At 66.1% G+C, this 18,739-nt stretch carries 13 protein-coding genes; 6 read left to right on the forward strand and 7 right to left on the reverse strand.

Annotation, left to right across the window (positions count from 1 at the left end; genetic code table 11):
* The first annotated feature begins 131 nt into the window (after positions 1–131).
* Positions 132–992 carry a methyltransferase domain-containing protein gene (locus WA965_RS11125; protein ID WP_526302565.1) on the forward strand — a complete coding sequence of 287 codons (861 nt, stop codon included), beginning with the start codon at positions 132–134 and terminating at the stop codon, positions 990–992.
* 2 nt (positions 993–994) lie between these two features.
* On the opposite strand, the gene WA965_RS11130 is transcribed toward WA965_RS11125, so the two are convergent.
* On the reverse strand, positions 995–1,978 hold the full coding sequence (locus WA965_RS11130; RefSeq protein WP_526302567.1) for an Acg family FMN-binding oxidoreductase: 984 nt from the start codon (positions 1,976–1,978) through the stop codon (positions 995–997).
* A 227-nt stretch (positions 1,979–2,205) separates the two neighbouring features.
* Here WA965_RS11130 and WA965_RS11135 point away from each other — a divergent pair, with 227 nt between their 5' ends.
* Entirely contained in the window at positions 2,206–2,646 is a 441-nt protein-coding gene (locus tag WA965_RS11135) for a pyridoxamine 5'-phosphate oxidase family protein (RefSeq protein ID WP_526302569.1), read from the forward strand.
* Between the two features lie 11 nt (positions 2,647–2,657).
* Here WA965_RS11135 and sulP read toward each other — a convergent pair whose 3' ends face one another.
* The 6 genes from sulP to WA965_RS11165 all read right to left on the reverse strand — a co-directional run bounded on the left by sulP (position 2,658) and on the right by WA965_RS11165 (position 10,580).
* Positions 2,658–4,391: a sulfate permease gene (gene sulP, locus WA965_RS11140; RefSeq protein ID WP_526302571.1), complete on the reverse strand. Its 1,734-nt coding sequence runs from the start codon at positions 4,389–4,391 to the stop codon at positions 2,658–2,660.
* Positions 4,392–4,406: 15 nt separating this feature from the next.
* A complete protein-coding gene (locus tag WA965_RS11145) occupies positions 4,407–5,150 on the reverse strand; it encodes a universal stress protein (protein ID WP_526302573.1) in 744 nt (247 codons plus the stop codon).
* A gap of 73 nt (positions 5,151–5,223) precedes the next feature.
* Entirely contained in the window at positions 5,224–6,933 is a 1,710-nt protein-coding gene (locus WA965_RS11150) for a GAF domain-containing sensor histidine kinase (RefSeq protein WP_526302575.1), read from the reverse strand.
* Entirely contained in the window at positions 6,930–7,694 is a 765-nt protein-coding gene (locus WA965_RS11155) for a hypothetical protein (RefSeq protein WP_526447506.1), read from the reverse strand. Before WA965_RS11155 ends, WA965_RS11150 begins: the two co-directional genes overlap by 4 nt.
* 97 nt (positions 7,695–7,791) lie before the next feature.
* Entirely contained in the window at positions 7,792–9,165 is a 1,374-nt protein-coding gene (locus WA965_RS11160) for a wax ester/triacylglycerol synthase domain-containing protein (protein WP_526301928.1), read from the reverse strand.
* Positions 9,162–10,580, reverse strand: coding sequence for a wax ester/triacylglycerol synthase family O-acyltransferase (locus WA965_RS11165; protein ID WP_526301930.1), 1,419 nt, complete (start codon positions 10,578–10,580; stop codon positions 9,162–9,164). The genes WA965_RS11160 and WA965_RS11165 overlap by 4 nt, the downstream gene beginning before the upstream one ends.
* 225 nt (positions 10,581–10,805) lie before the next feature.
* Between WA965_RS11165 and WA965_RS11170 the strand changes: the two genes are divergently transcribed.
* From WA965_RS11170 to WA965_RS11185, 4 genes are all read left to right on the forward strand, one after another.
* Positions 10,806–11,804, forward strand: coding sequence for a 1-phosphofructokinase family hexose kinase (locus WA965_RS11170; protein WP_526301946.1), 999 nt, complete (start codon positions 10,806–10,808; stop codon positions 11,802–11,804).
* Positions 11,805–11,940: 136 nt separating this feature from the next.
* Complete coding sequence (gene ppsA, locus WA965_RS11175) at positions 11,941–14,337, forward strand: phosphoenolpyruvate synthase (RefSeq protein WP_526301934.1); 2,397 nt, start codon at positions 11,941–11,943, stop codon at positions 14,335–14,337.
* Complete coding sequence (otsB, locus tag WA965_RS11180) at positions 14,334–18,011, forward strand: trehalose-phosphatase (protein ID WP_526301936.1); 3,678 nt, start codon at positions 14,334–14,336, stop codon at positions 18,009–18,011. Before ppsA ends, otsB begins: the two co-directional genes overlap by 4 nt.
* Positions 18,011–18,739: FAD-dependent oxidoreductase (locus WA965_RS11185; RefSeq protein WP_526447508.1), on the forward strand; the 729-nt coding region annotated here is incomplete at its 3' end. The genes otsB and WA965_RS11185, both read left to right, overlap by 1 nt.

Genomic DNA, 18,739 nt, shown 5'->3' on the forward strand with positions numbered 1-18,739 from the left:
ACGCTGTGCGTCGCGCAAGGGAGGTGGGCATCCTCGCCTGAAGCGTGCCGAACATGGGTAGCTCCTCCCGATGTCGGAGAACTCCCGATGCTCAAGGGTCGAGGTGACACCACGATGCGAGGAGTACGCCGATGAGCACCACCCCGACCCACACGCAGCCAGAGTCTGACCGGGACGCCGACCGCCGGCTCAAAGCCAAGCACCGGGCCTTGTGGGCATCCGGTGACTATCCGGCCGTGGCCGCCGAACTGATTCCCGCGCTCGGACCCAGGCTGGTTCAGGCCTGCGGCATCAAGGCCGGCCAACAGGTGCTCGACGTGGCTGCCGGCTCCGGCAATGCGGCCATCCCCGCGGCCGTGGCTGGGGCCATCGTGACCGCCGCGGACCTGACGCCGGAGCTGTTCGACATCGGCCGCACGACCGCCACGCAACGGGGTGTCGCGCTCGACTGGGTCGAAGCCGATGCCGAGTCGATGCCGTTCGCCGACAACAGCTTCGACGTGGTGATGTCGTGTGTGGGTGCGATGTTCGCCCCGCACCACAAGGCGACCGCCGACGAGATCATCCGGGTCGTCCGTCCCGGCGGCACGATCGGGATGATCAACTGGACGGCGGGCGGCTTCATCGGCAACCTCTTCGCGACGATGAAGCCCTATGCTCCTCCGCCACCGCCGGGAGCCAGTCCGGCGCCCCTGTGGGGAGATGCGGACCACGTCCGAGACCTGTTCGGCCACAGGGTCACCCACCTCGCGACACACCGTGAGACGGTCCTGATGGACCACTGCGCAACGCCGTTGGACTTCCGGGAGTACTGGAAGCGCAACTACGGCCCCACCATCACGACCTACCGGTTCAACCAGGACGACCCCGAGGAGACCGCAGCCCTGGACCGCGACTTCCTGGCACTGCTGGAAAACTGGAACCAGTCGACCGAACCCGGCCGAACCGCCTATGAGGCTGAGTATCTCGTGGTGACGACAACCAAGAGGTGACGCTATGCGCCGTCCAGGGGTGCCACCCGATCGCCGACCGGCCGCCGTGGAGTCGCCGGTAACGGATCGGCGCCGAGAGGAGCCCATCCAACGCGCACGAGCATCTGCGGAAAGTACCGATCGTCGAAGATCTCCGATCGCAACATCGTGCGGGTTTCCCCGACTTCCAGAACCTCGGACATCAGGCAGGTAGCCAGTCCTCTCACCGTTGCGGTGAGCAGCGCCGAACTGGTCGCTTCTCCGGCCCGCAACCTGCTCACTTCGTCGTCTGCAGAGGTGGCCAGCGCCAGAAGGACGCCGTTGTCGTACTCGGGGGGTGCATCAGAAGGCTGCTCCAACGCGCTTCCCGCAAAGACGCGCGCGGGCACCGCCGACGTCGGATCGGACCGGGGGGTGTTGCGCGCCGGCACCCCGGCGGCCGCCGCGTGTCGACCACTCCAGGTGCTCAGCTCCTGTGCGTAATCCGAGTCCATCGCGTGTTCCCACAAGGCCTGGGTCAGCACGGCCTTGAAGTCGGTCGTCGTCTCGACCCGGCGCAGTGACACACCCATCCGTGCGACCCGGGCGACCATCCACGCGATGTCACCGAGGTCCACCGCTCGCGAGCTGAAGGAACGCCGATCGGTACGCCTGGTCGTGATCGCGGCGGCGAGCGCTACATCGGTTTCCCGGACAGGGTGTGGCTGCACGGTGATCGAGGCGAGATGGTCGGGCTCGAAAGGGTTGGGCAATCGATGGATCGTCGCCTGCCAGCCCATGGCAGACAGCGCGACGACGCAGTGGTTGAGCGCAGCGCCGCAGCTGACGATCAGCTCGCGCCGATCCGGATCAGCGTGCTTCAGATGCAGCGTGCGGTCGGCATAGAGGTGCAGGCTCTGCGGTCCGACCCGCCACAGCCACGGTTGAGAGTTGTGTACTGACGGTGCGCGGGTCGCCAACGCCAAGACCGCGGAAACGGTCTCGTCGTCGGGAAAGGGTGCGGCCACGTCTTCGAGTCTGGCCACGGGTACCAATCGGTGACAGAGACAGAAGTCCTCTTTCGCGGTGACCAATGCCCGGAACATTCCGCAGTGGACGTTCGGCCCCCAGCAGTGGTCCAACGGCCCTACGCAGTCCCCGACCATCGCCGATACGTTGAACCGATCGATGGGTGGGACGGGTGACGATCCAGGTCGACGCTGCCGAACACGATGCTGAATGAACGGGGACCGCCATGAGTTATGCCGCGACCGACCGTCCGATCACGATTCTGCCCGAAAGTGAGTGCTGGCAACTGCTCTCGGGAGTCACTCTGGGTCGATTGGTGACCAGCGCCGACGGCAATCCGGAGATCTTTCCGGTCAACTTCGTCGTTCAGCGGCGCACCGTGCTGTTCCGCACCGCAGAGGGAACCAAGCTCATCAGCAGTGCCATCAACAGGAAGGTGCTGTTCGAGGCCGACGACCACACGGCAGCCGAAGGCTGGAGCGTGATCGTCAACGGGGTGGCCCGCACCCTGCATACCGACGAAGAGATCGACGAGGCCGAGCGCGCCCACCTGCTGCCGTGGACTGCGACGGTCAAAGAGCACTACGTCCGGGTACTGCCGACGCGGATCACCGGTCGCCGGTTCATTTTCGGGGCCGAACCCGATCGCGATGTCACGGTGCGCTGAATCCGCCGGTGCTACGAGCTGCCGGCGTTTCCGCCACGCTGCCGGAACGCAGCGACGGCCGTCGGTAGTGTCGGGTAGATGTGATCGGACCCGATGCTCTCCAGCATCCCGGCCGCCTGCAACGCATCCCGCAGGTCCTGCTTGACCCGGGCCATCGCGAACTGCACACCGCGCCTGCCCAGCTCGACCCGTAGGCGCTCCAGCGCATCCAACGCCGTGAGATCGACCTCCGAGTTGGCTTCGGCGTTGAGCACGAACCACTCCACCGGCTGAGGATAGGCATCGACGGCTTCCAGGGCTCGCAGGCGAAAGTCTTCGGCGTTGGCGAAGCACAGGGGTGCGTCATAGCGGTACATCACCAGGCCTGGCAACAACTTCGCCTGCGGATAGTCATCGATGTCGTGCATACCGGGCAACCCGGGGACAAAACCGAGGACGCTGTCGTGCGCCCGAGCCACCCGGCGCATCAGGTCGAGGATGGACAACGCCACGGCGACCAGAACGCCGTACAGAACACCCAGGACCATCACCGCAGCTGTGGTGGCGACGGCGAGAATCAGCTCGCTGCGGCGAAACCCCGCCAACCGGCGAAACTCGGATCCGTCGATCAGATGTAGCGCGGCGACGATGACCAGTCCTCCCAACGCCGCGAGGGGGACGGTTGACAGCACGCCACCACCGAGGGCCAGCACGATGATGACCGCGCCGAGCGAGGTCAGTGACGCGACCTGGGTTCTCGAACCCAGCGCGTGGCCGATCGCGGTGCGGCTACCACTGGAGCTGACCGGGAAACCGTGCGTGAGCCCGGCGCCGATATTGCACATCCCGAGTGCGCGCATCTCGGCGTTGGCGTCGATCTCCTGGCCGCTGCGTGCGGCGAACACCCGCGCGGTGACCACGTTGTCGGAGAACGCCACGATCGCGATGCCCACGGCGGGAAAGATCAACGCCACGATCTCGTCGAGACCGAGGACTGGAATGTCGATGCCCGGCAACCCCGACGGGACTGCCCCGACGACGGCGACGCCCCGCGACTCCAGAGACCACACCAGCACCACGACCGACGCCAGGACAACGGCGATCAGCGGTCCGGGCAGGCGTGCCGCTCGTATCGCCAACAGGAGCTGGATGGCGATCACGGCGGCCGCCAAAGTCACGGTGAGCCAGTGCACCTCGGCCAGATGGGTGATGAAAGAAGCTGTCTGAGAGATGAACTCGCTTCCAGCCACCTCTGTCCCGGTGATCTTGCCGAGTTGCCCGGCGATCATCACCAGCGCAATCCCTGCCATGTAGCCGACCAGGATCGGTCGCGACAGCAGGTTGGCCAGGAACCCGAGGCGCAGCAGTCCCCCGATCAGGCAGACCGCGCCGACGAGCAACGCAAGGACTGCCGCCGACGCGGCGTAGCGCCCCGCGTCACCGCCGGCGATCGGCCCGAGGGTGGCCGCGGTCATCGCCGTGGTGCTCGCCTCGGGTCCCACCGACAACTGCCGCGACGATCCGAGCACGGCGTACAACGCAAGTGGCACGAGCGCCGCCCACAAACCGGTGACGGGCGGGAGTCCGGCCAGGGTGGCGTAGGCCATCGCTTGCGGGATCAGATATGCCGCGACGGTCACCCCCGCCGTCAGATCAGCACGCAGCCAGGAGCGCTCGTACTGACTGAACTGCGTCAAACCCGGAAGCAGGTGATCTGCGTCAGGGCGCCACGTGTTCGGTGTGGCCCGCGCCGACCGGCCGGTCATGAGAACACCGCGGCGTCAACGGCGAACCAGCAGCACAGAGCAGTCAGGGTAACCGAGGATCGGGTGACAATTGGGCACCTCCAGGTCGGTGATCCGATCCGCGTCGGCATGGCCCACCACGGCCAACTGGACGTGTTGACGGTCCGGATGCAATTCGGAGTATGCCCTACCGCTACCCGCCGCAACCGTTTCGACGTGTACATCGGGATATCGCCGAACCCAACTGTCGAGCCGCCGATCCACCTGACGTACGGTCGCGTCGCGCAGGCGACCCTCCTGCATAGCCAGGTGGACCACGGAGTCGTTGTCCGGATCGTCATCCAGGACAACTGAAATCACGCCGGTGTCGCAGAGTGATCCCGCGGAGTCGGACCGAATGAGCGCGACCGGGCAGTGCGCTCCCGATGCGAGCGCGGCCGAGACGGGACCGAACAGACGTCCTTCCAGTCGCTCTCGGCTCGGGACTCCGATGCAGACCATCTGCGCGCGAACCGATTCGGCGACGAGGACGTCGCCGGGATCTCCTTCGGTGCACGCGGACTCGAACCGAATCGTGCGTCCTGCTCGTGTCGCCTCGGCTTCGGCCGCCGCCACGACCGAGTGGGTGTGCGGTGAGTGCTGCGCACCGCCGGGGACCGCGTGCACTATTCGAAGGGGCACATCGAGGTGGACGGCTTCGGGCACCGCCCATCCGATGGCGTTGAGCGCAGCGCGTGATCCGTCGACGCCGACGACGATCGGCAGCGCAGCCCTACTCATGGCTGCACGGTAACGAGGGCTCACGCCCCCGGGATAGGGCCTTTGGTCAGTCGGTGCGGGCCGCGTTCAGCGCCTAGGGAAGCGGTGCACACCATTTCAGCAACGTGCCGCCACCCGGTGAGTTCTCGACGCTGAAGGTGCCGCCCGCGTCGTCGGCGCGCCGGCGTAGGTTAATCAGGCCACTGCCGGTGATCTCGTCGGGTAGACCGCAGCCGTTGTCGCTGATCTCGATCGACAACTCGTCCTCGACGAGCACATTGACGCTGAGGGTGCTGGCCTTTCCGTGCCGGACCGCGTTGCTGACAGCCTCGCGAACAACCGCCTCGGCGTGATCAGCCAGCGCGCCATCCACAACCGAGAGCGGACCGACGAATTGCACACTCGTACGGAGGTCCGAGCCGGCGAACTGAGCGACGGCCTCGTCGAGACGCTGGCGCAACCGGGTGACGCCCGACGAAGAGCCGTGTAGATCGAATATCGCGGTGCGGATCTCCTGAATGACTTCCTGCAGATCGTCGACGCACCCCATGAGCCGTTGTTGCACCTCGGTGGAGCGTGCTCGTGGAATCGTCCCCTGCAGGGCCAGCCCGACGGCGAACAACCGCTGAATCACATGGTCATGCAGGTCGCGGGCGATGCGGTCACGATCGGTCAGGATGCTCAACTCGCGCATCTGACGCTGGGTGCTGGCCAGCTGCCACGCCAGCGCCGCCTGGTCCGCAAATGCCGCCATGATGTCGAGTTGCTCACCGGTGAACGGTTGCGCACCGGGAAGCCGGAGCGCGACGAGCACCCCGACGACGGTCTCGGTTGCACGTAGCGGGAGCACCAACGCCGGACCACTCTTCGTCGCGGCGCCCGCGAGGTCCACACCGTTGAATCGTCCCGGCGTGCGCCCGACGAAGGCGTCACCGATCACCGTCCCCTCCACCGGTATCGTCCGCACGTCCAGGACCGGATTGTCGCCTGCGGTTGCCGAGATGACGAGATCGGTGGTTTCGCTGACCGGCAACTCGGGGTCCGACGGGACCGCCACGAAGGTTTGTACGGCGCCGCTGAGCGCCAGGGATTCATCGGCGATCAGGCGGAACACCGTCGCCGGATCGGTCCCTGCCAGCAGTTCGGTCCCGATGTCGCGGGTGGCCTCGATCCACGCTTGACGAATTTTGGACTGTTCATAGAGCCGCGCATTCTCGATCGCGATGCCGGCGGCCGCGGCCAGCGCCTGGACGAGCACCTCGTCGTCCTCGCTGAACGGCAGCCCGCCTGCCTTCTCGGTCAGGTAGAGATTCCCGAACACTTCGTCACGGATTCGGATCGGCACCCCGAGGAACGTCTTCATCGGTGGGTGGTGCAGCGGAAAACCCACCGATGCGGCGTGGTGGGAGATGTGGTCGAGCCGGATCGGTTTCGGGTCGTCGATCAGCACACCCAGCACGCCGTGCCCCTCGGGGAGGTGTCCGATCTCCTCACGCGTGGCCTCGTCGATTCCCTCGTAGATGAACTCGACGAGTTCGTGGTCATGGCCACGCACGCCCAGCGCTCCGTAGCGGGAGTCCACCAGATTGATCGCCGTGTGCACGATCGTGCGCAGAGTCTCGTCGAGTTCCAGACCTGCGGTGACCACGAGCATCGCTTCGACGAGCCCGTCGAGTCGGTCCCGGCCTTCGACGATCTGCTCGACGCGGTCCTGGACCTCGCTCAGGAGTTCACGAAGTCGGAGCTGAGAGAGGGTGTCGCGCACCGGGTGCACAGCCGAGTCTGCATCGGACCTGTCGGTCACGACAACAGTGTGTCACCACACCTCTGTGTCGCGCGAGAGTCTGGTGATTCCGCTGCTGCGGTGGTATCGCCGGCCGCACGGCAGGGTGCACGGTCCCCGGCGCGGACGCCGTGTGCCACCACCGCATCCCTTCGCGTCTGCTCGGCCCGGGCGCGGACACCACGCATCATCTTCTGTTCCATCACGAAGTGCGGGATGTCGAACGCTGGGTTCCCCACCGCACCACCGCTGCCCCGGACCAGCAAGCGGGTGCACCCTGCAGTGCCGCGCAGGTGGAACCCCCACGCGCCGTTGGCGAGGTGCCCCCGCTCCATCTGATCGAAGTCGTCGGGCGATATCAACACCAGATGCGACCAGGGTTCGACGGCCGCCACCAGTTGCCGGGCGGCGCCGCCGTAGCGACGCGCCAGCCATATGGTGTCGCCGACCCTCACGTCCTGCCGTTCCGGGTGAACGGTGGCCGCGTTGTGAATGTGCGCGCCGACGAGCCGTTCCAGAGCCGAGTAGCTGTAGAACCCGCCGCGGTCCTCGCCGATCTGCGCCAGCCACGGCCACACCTGCCCGGGAGACGCGTCGATCGTCAACGCACGGGTGGTCCTGGGCCCGCCCGACGCCACCAGCTCGTCACCGGGCAGCACCGCTGTCAGCTCGTCGTCGTTTGCGCCCCAACGGTACATCCACGGCCGCACCACGTAGCGATACAGCCCGACCGCACCGGTTGCTGCCATCATCCCCGCGAGCACCGGTCTCTGTTCACCCATGGGTCAACGCTAGGAGTGCGACTGCGCACCGCGCAGAGTCCGGGGTCCCCGACACCGGGGTAGGTCGGCGGGTACGTCGTATCCGCTCCCCTGTCAGTCAGGCTTGAGCCGTACCCAGCGCCAACACTTCGTCGAAACCGGCGACAAGGCAGTCGTAGAACACGTCGTAGTCCGGGATCGCGGCGGTGTCGACGTCGATACCCAGCGTGCACACATCGACATAGGTCAACAACGTCACGTTGACAGCAGAGCCGATGGTCGGACCGAATCCGTACTGGGTCAACACTTTTGCGCCACCAAGGAACACCGGCACCGGGATTCCGGGCACGTCACTGCACAGGAAGTCGACGTTGCGCAGGATCGAGCCGATGTACCACCGGGGCATCATATTGAGCGCGCCGGCGATCCACTGGGTGTAGGGCACCGACTTCTCCTGCCGCACTTTGCCCGTGACGTCGTGGATCTGGCGGATTCGTTCCACCGGATCGGTGACACCGACCGGGACGTCGAACCGCATGATGGTGATCCGGTTGCCGCCGATCTCGTCACCCTCACGGCGCAGGCTCATCGGCATCGTCAGGTGAAGGTCGCCCACAGTGACGTCGTGCTTCTCGTGGTAGCGACGCAAACCTCCGGCCACTCCCGCGACGAAGGCGTCGTTCAACGCGCCCCCACCGTGGTGGGCGGCGGCCCGAAGCTGTCCGAACGGGACCTCGTGTACGCCGAGCCTGCGGATCATGCTGCGCTCACTCATCAGCGGCGAGCCCCGCCGGGTGACCGGTCGCATGGTCCGGTACACCGACGCAGCCAACTCGGCTGCCGACGACACCGACTCCACCGGTCGAAGGATGCTCTGAGACAACACCTTCGGGGTCATTTTCAGGGTTCCCACAAGGGCGTTGCTCAGCATTCGCGCGTCGTATTGTGCAGTGTCGCGGTAGGTGCGCAGCCACGCCGGGGGCGGCACTTCGGGCAGCACCGCCATCGGCCCGTGCTGCTCGTGCATCTCCGACAAGTCGAAGAGGATCATCGCGATCTGGACGCCCCCGACGCCGTCGGTCAACGCATGATGGAACTTCAGGACCAGCGCCGCGCCGTCGTTGTCGAGTCCGTCGATGAGGGTGGCCTCCCACAGCGGGCGAGCCCTGTCGAAGTCCTCCATTGCCGCTACCCGCGCCATCTCCAGCACCGCGTCGATCGTGCCGGGCGCGGGCGCGGTCACCCTTCGCATGTGGAAGTCGAGGTCAAAATCCGGGGCATGCTCCCACCTCGGCGGTGCGGGAGGCGGCGAGGGGACAACACGCTGTCGCAACATCGGGACCGCGCGCGAGATCACATCGAACCGGTTACGCACCTCATCCCAGTCCGGCGATCGGTCGAGCAGGATCACCGTGACCACGGTCGAGCGGAGCCTGGGGTCGCTTTCCATCGCCCAGGTGAACGCGTCGCTGTTGCGCATGAACTCCGTCATTTGGCACCGACATCCGCTCGGGCTGCACCGTCCGGGGGCGTGAGAGCATTCCCTCGGCCGAGCGCTGCCAGTCGCTGGACCGCATCCTCGATCCCCCGGGCGAGCGCATCGACGTCAGGTGCGCTGTCGTAGTCGGCGGTGATGCCGAAGGAGAATCGACCCGCGTAGCTGAGCATGGCGATTCCGGTGCGCAGATGAAGCGCGATCGGGGGTATGGGCAGGATCTCCAGCACCGTGCGTCCCAAGACTCTCTGCCGTCCACGAGGACCCGGTACGTTCGTCGCCAGCGCAGTCACCGACTTCTGCGGCAGCCGGGTGAGAAATCGAATCGTCCACGCCGAAAACGCAAATGGGATGCTGCCTGCGGCTGCGAACACGGCGCGTCCGCCCTCGCGCTGGCCGCTGTCCTTCGCGCGGCTCAGCCGCTGGTGCACGAACTCCAACTGCTTGACGGGGTCGGGTTCGTCAACCGGCAGCAACGGCAGCATGGCCGACACACTGTTGTCGGTGATGTCGAAGTGGTCGGCTGAGCGCATCGATACCGGGATCAGCGTGCGCAACGAGTGCGGTCCCGGCGATTCACCCCGGTCGATCAGCATCGTCCGGTAACTGCTGGTGATGGCAGCCAGTGCCACATCGTTGAGCGTCACCTCGAACCTGCGGCTCACCTCCTTCATGACGGCGAGGTCCACCAGCGCGGCACTGTAACGCCGCATCCTGGTCACAGGCCCGTTCAGCGACGACTCCTGGCCGGCGACGAGCACGTGGGCTGACAGCTCCGCTGCGCCCACCACGGCGTGCTCGGCCGCGCTGGTTGCGGCCAGAGTTGCCCGCCAAGCGTCACTCACCCAGGTCATCGGGTTGAGCCTGGGCCGCAGCAGGCCGAGAATCGACGGTTCGGATTCCCGCGCGGCGCGGATGTCACCGGCAAAACTGTCGCCGCCGCCGCCGTCGTCGCTCAGCTTCGCCAGCATCTGCGCCGTGGCGATGCCATCGGCGATGCAGTGGTGAATCTTCATCAGCGTCGCCCACCGGCCCGCGCCGAGGCCCTCGATGATCCAGCACTCCCACAACGGCCGGTCGCGGTCGAGTCGCTGCTCCATGATGCCGGCGATCATCGTGAACAGTTCGGCATCGCCGCCCGGGACCGGCAGGGCGACCCGATGCAGATGGTGCGCGATGTCGAAGTGCGGGTCCTCCAGCCACTCGGGCGCGGCGAGATCGAAGGGCCGGGTATGCACTACCTGCGTGCAGCGGGGGATGCTCCGCGCCCGGTCGGCGAACGCCGACACCAAGTCGTCGTATTCGGGCGCCGGACCTTCGATTATCGACACTGCACCCACGGCCAGACTCACGTGCGGGTCGGAGTCCTCGGCCTGCAGAAAGCTCGCATCAAGCGCGCTCAGATGCTCCATGTGACGACACTGCGCTGCTCGGCGGCGTCGCGGCAGGGCCGCAAGTCCTCAATCCTCGGGGACAACGTCGTTGGGGGGTCGAGCGTCGTTCGGGCCGGCGTGGTCACCGGAAACGCAGTCGGGCCCTACGGCATCACCTGAGGGACTTCCGGCCATTCACCGAGCCGGCTGCCGAACCTAGGGTCGAAGCCGAACGGAAGGCGGGTGATCCTCGTGACGCCACGGATGGCCGACACCACCACCGCAGACACACCGGGGGCAGGCCCGCGGATCGTGACGTTGACGATGAACCCGGCACTGGACATCACCACCGACACCGACACGGTGCTGCCGACAGAGAAGATACGTTGCGGCTCAGCGCGTTACGACCCAGGCGGTGGCGGCATCAACGTCGCCCGGGTAGCCGATGCGCTCGGCGTGTCGGCGCTGGCACTGTTTCCGGCAGGTGGCGCCAGTGGCGATCTGGTGACCGACATGCTCGACGCTGCGGGTCTGCCGTCGCGCCGGATCCGGATCGCCGAACCGACCAGGGAGAGCTTCACGGTGAACGAACGCCGCACCGAACGGCAGTTTCGTTTCGTACTGCCCGGGCCGGTGCTCAGCGCCACCGAACAGGAAGCATGTCTGGACGCGTTGGCTGAGGTCGCCGCCGCAGCGGACTTTGTGGTCGCCAGCGGAAGCCTGCCGCCCGCGGTGTCACCGGACTTCTACAACCGAATCGCCGAGGTGTGCCGACGCATCGACACCCCACTGATTCTCGACGCATCCGGAAGCGGTCTGCGTCATCTGAGCGGCGGAACGGTGTTCCTGCTCAAGCCCAGTGTCCGCGAGCTTCGCGAATGCGTCCGCCGTGGGTTGGCCGACGAAACCGAACAGGTGGCGGCGGCCAGAGAACTGATCGAACGAGGGTGCGCCCGAAACATCGTCGTGTCGCTCGGCGCTCAGGGCGCCCTGTTGGTCACCGCACACGGCGCCCAGCGCTACCCGGCGGTCGCGGTACCACCCGGCAGCGGCGTCGGTGCCGGTGATGCCATGGTCGCCGGGATCACCTACGGGCTGAGCCGAGGGTGGGCACTGCCGAAGGCGCTGCGGTTCGGTATCGCCGCGGGCGCGGCCATGTTGATGACTCCGGGGACTGCTGCCTGCACTCGTGCCGACGTCGAGCGACTCTTCGACATCACCGCCGAGCCCACCGAGCTGACTGCCCCCGCCGAGTCGGTGTAAAGCCCTCGGCGGCAGATCAACTCATCATCGAGGAAGTCACCTGTGCCAGTGACCTTCGGCCCTGTGTCCCGCCGTGCGGCTGTGGGAGGTTTGGGTCGTGGCGCGGCACCGAGGTTGCGCTACGGAAGGACACGTCATGGATACGTCTGGATTCGTCCGATTCTTCGAAGACGTGGGCATCGATGACGTGCCACTCGTCGGCGGCAAGAACGCCTCTCTCGGTGAGATGTTCCAGAAGCTCTCCGGGCAGGGCGTCCGCGTCCCTCACGGATTCGCCATCACCGCTGCCGCCTATCGGCACATGTTGGACGAGGCCGGCGCGTGGGACCGCCTGCACGCCGAACTCGACGACATCGACCCCGCAGACGTCGCGGCGCTGGCGCGGAAAGCCAAGCGTGCCAGAGAGATCGTCTACGGTGCCGGGCTCCCCGACGATCTGGCCGCCGCGATCCTGGACGGCTACCGGGCACTGCAGCGCGAGTACGGCGAGGAGGTCAGCCTGGCGGTGCGCAGTTCGGCGACGGCCGAGGACCTACCGACCGCGAGCTTTGCCGGCCAACAGGACTCGTACCTCAACATCAAGGGCGACGAGAGTCTGCTCGACACGTGCCGACGGTGCTTCGCGAGCCTGTTCACCGACCGGGCCATCCACTATCGAATCGACCAGCGCTTCGACCATTTCAAGGTCTCGCTGTCGATCGGTGTGATGAAGATGGTGCGCTCCGACATCGCGTCCTCCGGGGTGATGTTCTCGCTGGACACCGAATCGGGTTTCCGCGACACCGTGTTCATCACCGGCGCGTACGGCCTCGGCGAGAACGTCGTCCAGGGCGCGGTCGATCCAGACGAGTTCTACGTGCACAAACCGACCTATCTCGCGGGCCACCGTGCCGTGTTGCGTCGCCTCCTCGGCGACAAGGCCGTGAAGATGATCCTCGTCGACGGCGAGACCAAGAACACCACGAGGAACATCCCCACCCCGAAGGCAGACCGGACCCGGTTCTGCCTCACCGATGCCGACGTCCTCGAGTTGGCCGGCTACGCGTGCGCAATCGAGGCGCACTACGGCAGACCGATGGACATGGAGTGGGCGAAGGACGGTCTCGACGGTCAGCTCTACATCGTTCAGGCGCGCCCCGAGACTGTGGCGTCCCAGCACAGTGTGACGGCGCTGGAGACCTATGTGCTCGAGGGCAGGAGCGCGATCGTCACCGAGGGCCGCTCAGTCGGTGAGCGGATCGCCTCCGGTGCCGCCAGGAGAATCGAAAACCTCACACAGCTGCACGAATTCAAACCTGGCGAGGTGCTGGTCGCTGACACCACCACACCGGACTGGGAGCCGGTGATGAAAACCGCAGCGGCGATCGTCACTAACCGCGGCGGCCGCACCTGCCACGCGTCCATCATCGCGCGCGAGCTCGGTATACCCGCCGTGGTCGGCACCGGGAACGCCACCACCTTTGTTCCCGAGGGTGCGGTTGTGACGGTGTCCTGCGCCGAGGGCGACACCGGGCGGGTGTATGAGGGCGCGGTGGGTTTCCATGTCGACAGAACCGAGGTCGGCGATCTGCCGCGGCCCCGGACGCAGATCATGCTCAACCTCGGCAATCCCGACCTCGCCTTCAAGACGTCCTTCCTGCCGAACGACGGTGTGGGACTCGCCCGGATGGAGTTCATCATCAGCGAGTACATCCGGGTTCACCCGCTCGCTCTGCTACACCCGGAAAGGGTCGGCGAACAGGATGCACGACAGATGGTCGACCATCTCATCCAGGGATACGCCGACGGCAGTGCGTTCTTCACCGAACGTCTCTCGGAAGGTATCGGCACCATCGCCGCCGCATTCTGGCCCAAGCCCGTGGTGGTGCGTATGTCGGACTTCAAGTCCAACGAGTACGCCAGTCTGATCGGTGGGCAGAGCTTCGAGCCGTCCGAGAGCAACCCGATGATCGGCTTTCGCGGCGCCTCGCGCTACGCGCACCCGGCCTACGCCGAAGGATTCGCCTTGGAATGTGCCGCTATGAAACGGGTTCGCAACGACATGGGCTTGACCAATGTCATTCTGATGTTGCCCTTCGTCCGGCGCGTCGCCGAGGCTGATCTGGTACTGCAGACGATGGCGGAACTCGGCCTGGAACGGGGTCAGAACGGGCTCGAGATCTATGCGATGTGCGAGATCCCGAACAACGTGATCCTCATCGACGAGTTCGCCAAGCGCTTCGACGGCTTCTCCATCGGTTCCAACGACCTCACTCAGTTGACTTTGGGGGTTGACCGGGACAGCGAGATAGTCGCCTTCGACTACGACGAACGCGACGACGGGGTCAAGGAGATGATCCGGCTGGCGGTCGAGGGCTGTCGTCGCAACGGGATTCACTCCGGTTTGTGCGGACAGGCCCCGTCGGATTACCCCGACATGGCCGAGTTCCTGGTCCGGCTCGGCATCGACTCGATGAGCTTGAATCCCGACACCGTAGTGAAGACCACCCGGCAGATTCTGGAGTTGGAACAATTGCTCGTGCCGGCCCGATGAAGCTGCCGGTGACGATCGACCCGCGTTATCACGATGCGGTGCTGTTCGATCTCGACGGTGCGCTGACCAGCGACGTGCCACTGTTCGGCGCGACGGTCGATCTGGCGCGCAAGCTGCAGGGAATCGGGATGGCCGCGGCGGCATACTCGTCGAGCCCACGATGCCGGAAGGCGCTCGAGGACGCGGGCATCGACGGCCTGTTCGCGGTCTGCGTCGACGGAGCAAACGGAGACCGGGGAACAGCCGAAAACCCGAATCCCCAGGCCCTTCTGGAGGCCACCCGCCGGCTGGGGGTGCGTCCGCAACGGTGTGTGGTCATGGAGAACTCCGCCGCCGGTGTGGCCGCGGGCCGCGTCGGCGGGTTCGCGCTCGTCATCGGTATCAACGGGACCACGGACACCGCGGGTCTGGCCGGCCACGGTGCCGACGTGGTGCTCCCCGACCTGGCCGACGTCGCCGTCCGCACGGGTGACCGACGGATCTCGGAACTGCCGAATGCCCTGGCGTCGTACGGTCAGTTGATCGGGATCACGAGCGCACGCGAGTCGATATTGTTCGTGGACTACGACGGGACACTGTCACCCATCGTCTCCGATCCTGCGGCAGCCAGACTGGTCGAGGGCGCGGCCGAGGCGCTGCAACTCGTCTCCGACGTGTGCCCCGTTGCGATCCTGAGCGGTCGCGATCTCGCCGATGTTCGCGACCGGATAGGCATTCCCTCTCTCTGGTACGCAGGCAGCCACGGGTTCGAGTTGACGGCGCCCGACGGTACTCACCACTGCAACGACGCGGCAGCGGCGTTCGTCCCGGTCCTGGAGCAGGCCGCCGCCGAACTCGACCGTACGCTCAGGCACGTCCCGGGAGTGCGCGTCGAACACAAGCGCTTTGCCGTCGCAGTGCACTACCGACAGGCGGAAGCCGGTCGAGTCGGTGAGATCGTCTCTGCAGCACATCAACTCGGATCGAAGGCGGGGCTGCGGGTGACCAGCGGGCGAATGCTCGTGGAGTTACGCCCGGACCTCGATTGGGACAAGGGCACGACGCTGTCCTGGATTCGCGACCGAATCGATCCGACACGTTCGATGCTGCCGCTCTACATCGGCGACGACCTCACCGACGAGGACGCCTTCGACGCGGTCGCGTTCGATGGGATCGGCGTCGTCGTCGGACACGACGAGGACGGCGACCGCAGGTCGGCCGCCCACTTCACCCTCCGGAGTCCGGATCAGGTGTGCGAGTTCATCCGACGCGGCTCGCAGTGGCTGGCCTATAAACAGCGAATGTCGGGCGAAGCCTGGGATTACGTCTTCGACGGATACGATCCGCAGAGCGAGAAGCTCCGGGAAGCGCTGTGTACGTTGGGAAACAGCTATTTCGCCACCCGCGGCGCCGCACCAGAGTCGAAGGCCGGGCAGGTTCATTACCCGGGCACCTACGCCGCCGGGGTGTTCAACCGACTCGTCGACGACGTGGCCGGGACGGAGATCGACAACGAGAGCCTGGTCAACCTGCCCAACTGGCTTTCGCTGACGTTTCGGATCGACGACGGTAACTGGTTCGACATCGACGCGGTCACCGTGCTGTCTCACCGGCAGACGCTCGATCTTCGCGGCGCGGTGCTGCATCGGGAGGTTCGGTTCCGCGACGACGCCGGCCGGACCAGCTCACTGACGCAACGACGGTTCGTGGCGATGCACCTGCCCCATGTCGGCGCCCTCGAGACGACGGTCGTCGCCGAGGACTGGTCGGGGACGATCGAGTTCCGCTCGACGGTCGACGGTAACGTCACGAACTCGCTCGTCGAGCGTTATCGGGATCTGGCCGGCGAGCATCTCGGGTCGGCGGTCACCCGTGAAATCTTTAGCAACGCAGTCCTGTTGACCATGCGCACCAACCAGTCACAGATCCCCGTCGCCATGGCCGCGCGAAGCACTGTGCTGCGCGACGGGGAACCCGTCGCCGCGACTTTTCAGCTGTTCGAACACGATGCCGAGATCGGTCACGATATCGCGATACAGCTGTCGGCCGGTGAATCGGTGACGATCGAGAAGATCGTCACCGTCTACACCGGCCGTGACTTCGCCACGTCCGAACCCGGCGTCGACGCGGAGCGTTGGGTCGGCCGGCTCGGCGGGTTCGCTGACCTGCTCGACGGACATCTGACCGCCTGGACGCACCTGTGGGAGCGGTTGTCCATCGACTTCGACGACTTCACCGACGAAGTACGGATCCTGCGATTGCATCTGCTGCACCTGCTGCAGACGGTGTCACCCAACACCGCCGACCTCGACGCCGGGGTGCCGGCCCGCGGCCTTCACGGGGAGGCGTACCGCGGCCACATCTTCTGGGATGAACTGTTCATCTTCCCTGTCCTCAACCTGCGGCTGCCCATGGTGACCCGGTCCCTGCTGGCCTACCGCTACCGGCGCCTGCCGGAGGCGCGGCACGCCGCCCGCGCGGCAGGCCACGCGGGGGCGATGTTCCCGTGGCAGTCGGGTAGCGACGGTCGCGAGGAGAGCCAACGGCTGCACCTGAACCCGCGCAGCGGACACTGGAACCCCGATGCCAGCGCCCGCGCGCACCACATCGGCATCGCGGTCGCCTACAACGCGTGGAAGTACTACCAGGCCACCGGCGATCTCCCCTACCTGATCGACTACGGCGCAGAGCTTCTGGCCGAGATCGCGCGGTTCTTCGTCAGCCTGGCCACCTACGACGACGTGCGCGCACGCTTCAGGATCAAAGGTGTCATCGGCCCTGACGAGTTCCATTCCGGATATCCCGAAGCCCCCTACGACGGCATCGACGACAACGCATACACCAACATCATGGCGGTCTGGGTCATCACACACGCCATCGACGCACTGAACCTGCTGCCGCTGCCGAACCGACTCGATCTCATGGAGACGCTGGACATTCACAGTGCCGAGCTCGACCACTGGGATGACGTCAGCCGGCGGATGTTCGTGCCGTTCCACGACGGGGTGATCAGCCAGTTCGAGGGATACGACGATCTGGCAGAACTGGATTGGGAACGGCTGCGCAGCCAGTACGGCAACATCCAGAGGCTGGACCGCATCCTGGAGGCCGAACAGGACGACATCAATCGCTACAAGGCGTCCAAGCAGGCCGACGCGTTGATGCTGCTGTACCTGCTGTCCGCCGACGAGCTTCGTGAACTACTCACCCGGCTCGGGTATCACTTCGCGCCGGAACAGGTTCCCCAGATGGTGGACTACTACCTTGCCCGCACCTCGCACGGATCGACGCTCAGTGGTGTGGTACACACCTGGGTGCTGGCCCGGGCCAACCGCGACCGCGCACTGGAGTTCTTCACCCAGGCACTGAGGTCCGATGTCTCCGACATCCAGGGCGGCACCACCTCCGAGGGCATCCACCTGGCGGCCATGGCAGGCACCGTGGACCTCATGCAACGGTGCTTCACCGGGCTGGAGACCCGGTCCAACCGGATCATCCTCTCCCCTCACTGGCCGGAAAGTCTTGGTGTGCTTGCGATACCGATCCACTACCGCGGCCTGCACCTGCACCTTCGGGTCAGCGGTAAAGGCGTGATCATCAGCGTGGATCCCCGGGACGCGGCCGGGATCGAAGTCGAGTGCCACGGGAAGGTCGTCGAGCTGATGCCGGGCACCACGGTCCGGTTCCCCGGCTGATGACCGATCCCGCAGACGTCACACCACTGGCGGACCTCAGCCACGGGCATGCCCGGGCGGGTCCGGTACGCGAACGCCGACCCGTCTACGTCGACCTGCTGCCGCCCTGCAACGCGGGGTGCCCGGCGGGAGAGAACATCCAGGCCTGGCTGGCGCACGCCACCGCAGGACGGCACGAGGCCGCGTGGCGCAGGCTCGTCGCAGACAATCCGTTCGCCGCCATCCACGGTCGGGTGTGCTACCACCCATGTGAAACCGTCTGCAACCGAGCCAATCTCGACAGCGCTGTATCGATCCACTCCATCGAACGATTCCTCGGCGACCTCGCCCGGGAGCGCGCCTGGCGCTTCGAAGCACCACACACCCCTACGGGCAGAAAGGTTCTCGTCATCGGCGCCGGACCCAGTGGCCTGTCGGCCGCCTACCATCTCGCGCGGTTGGGCCACGAGGTCGAGATCCGCGATGCGGGAGCCGCGCCCGGCGGGATGATGCGCTACGGCATTCCGAGCTACCGGCTACCCCGCGACGTGCTGGACGACGAAGTGGACCGGGTGTTGGCCATGGGCGTGACGCTGACGCGTGACCACCGGGTCACCGATCTCGCAGCCGAACGGGATGAGGGCGACTTCGACGCGGTGTTCGTCGCGGTCGGCGCCCACCTGGCCAAACGCGTCGATATCCCGGCGCGCGACGCGGGCACGATGACCGACGCGGTGTCCTTCCTGCGC

It is taken from the genome of Mycobacterium sp. (genome assembly GCF_049683935.1).
GTDB lineage: Bacteria > Actinomycetota > Actinomycetes > Mycobacteriales > Mycobacteriaceae > Mycobacterium.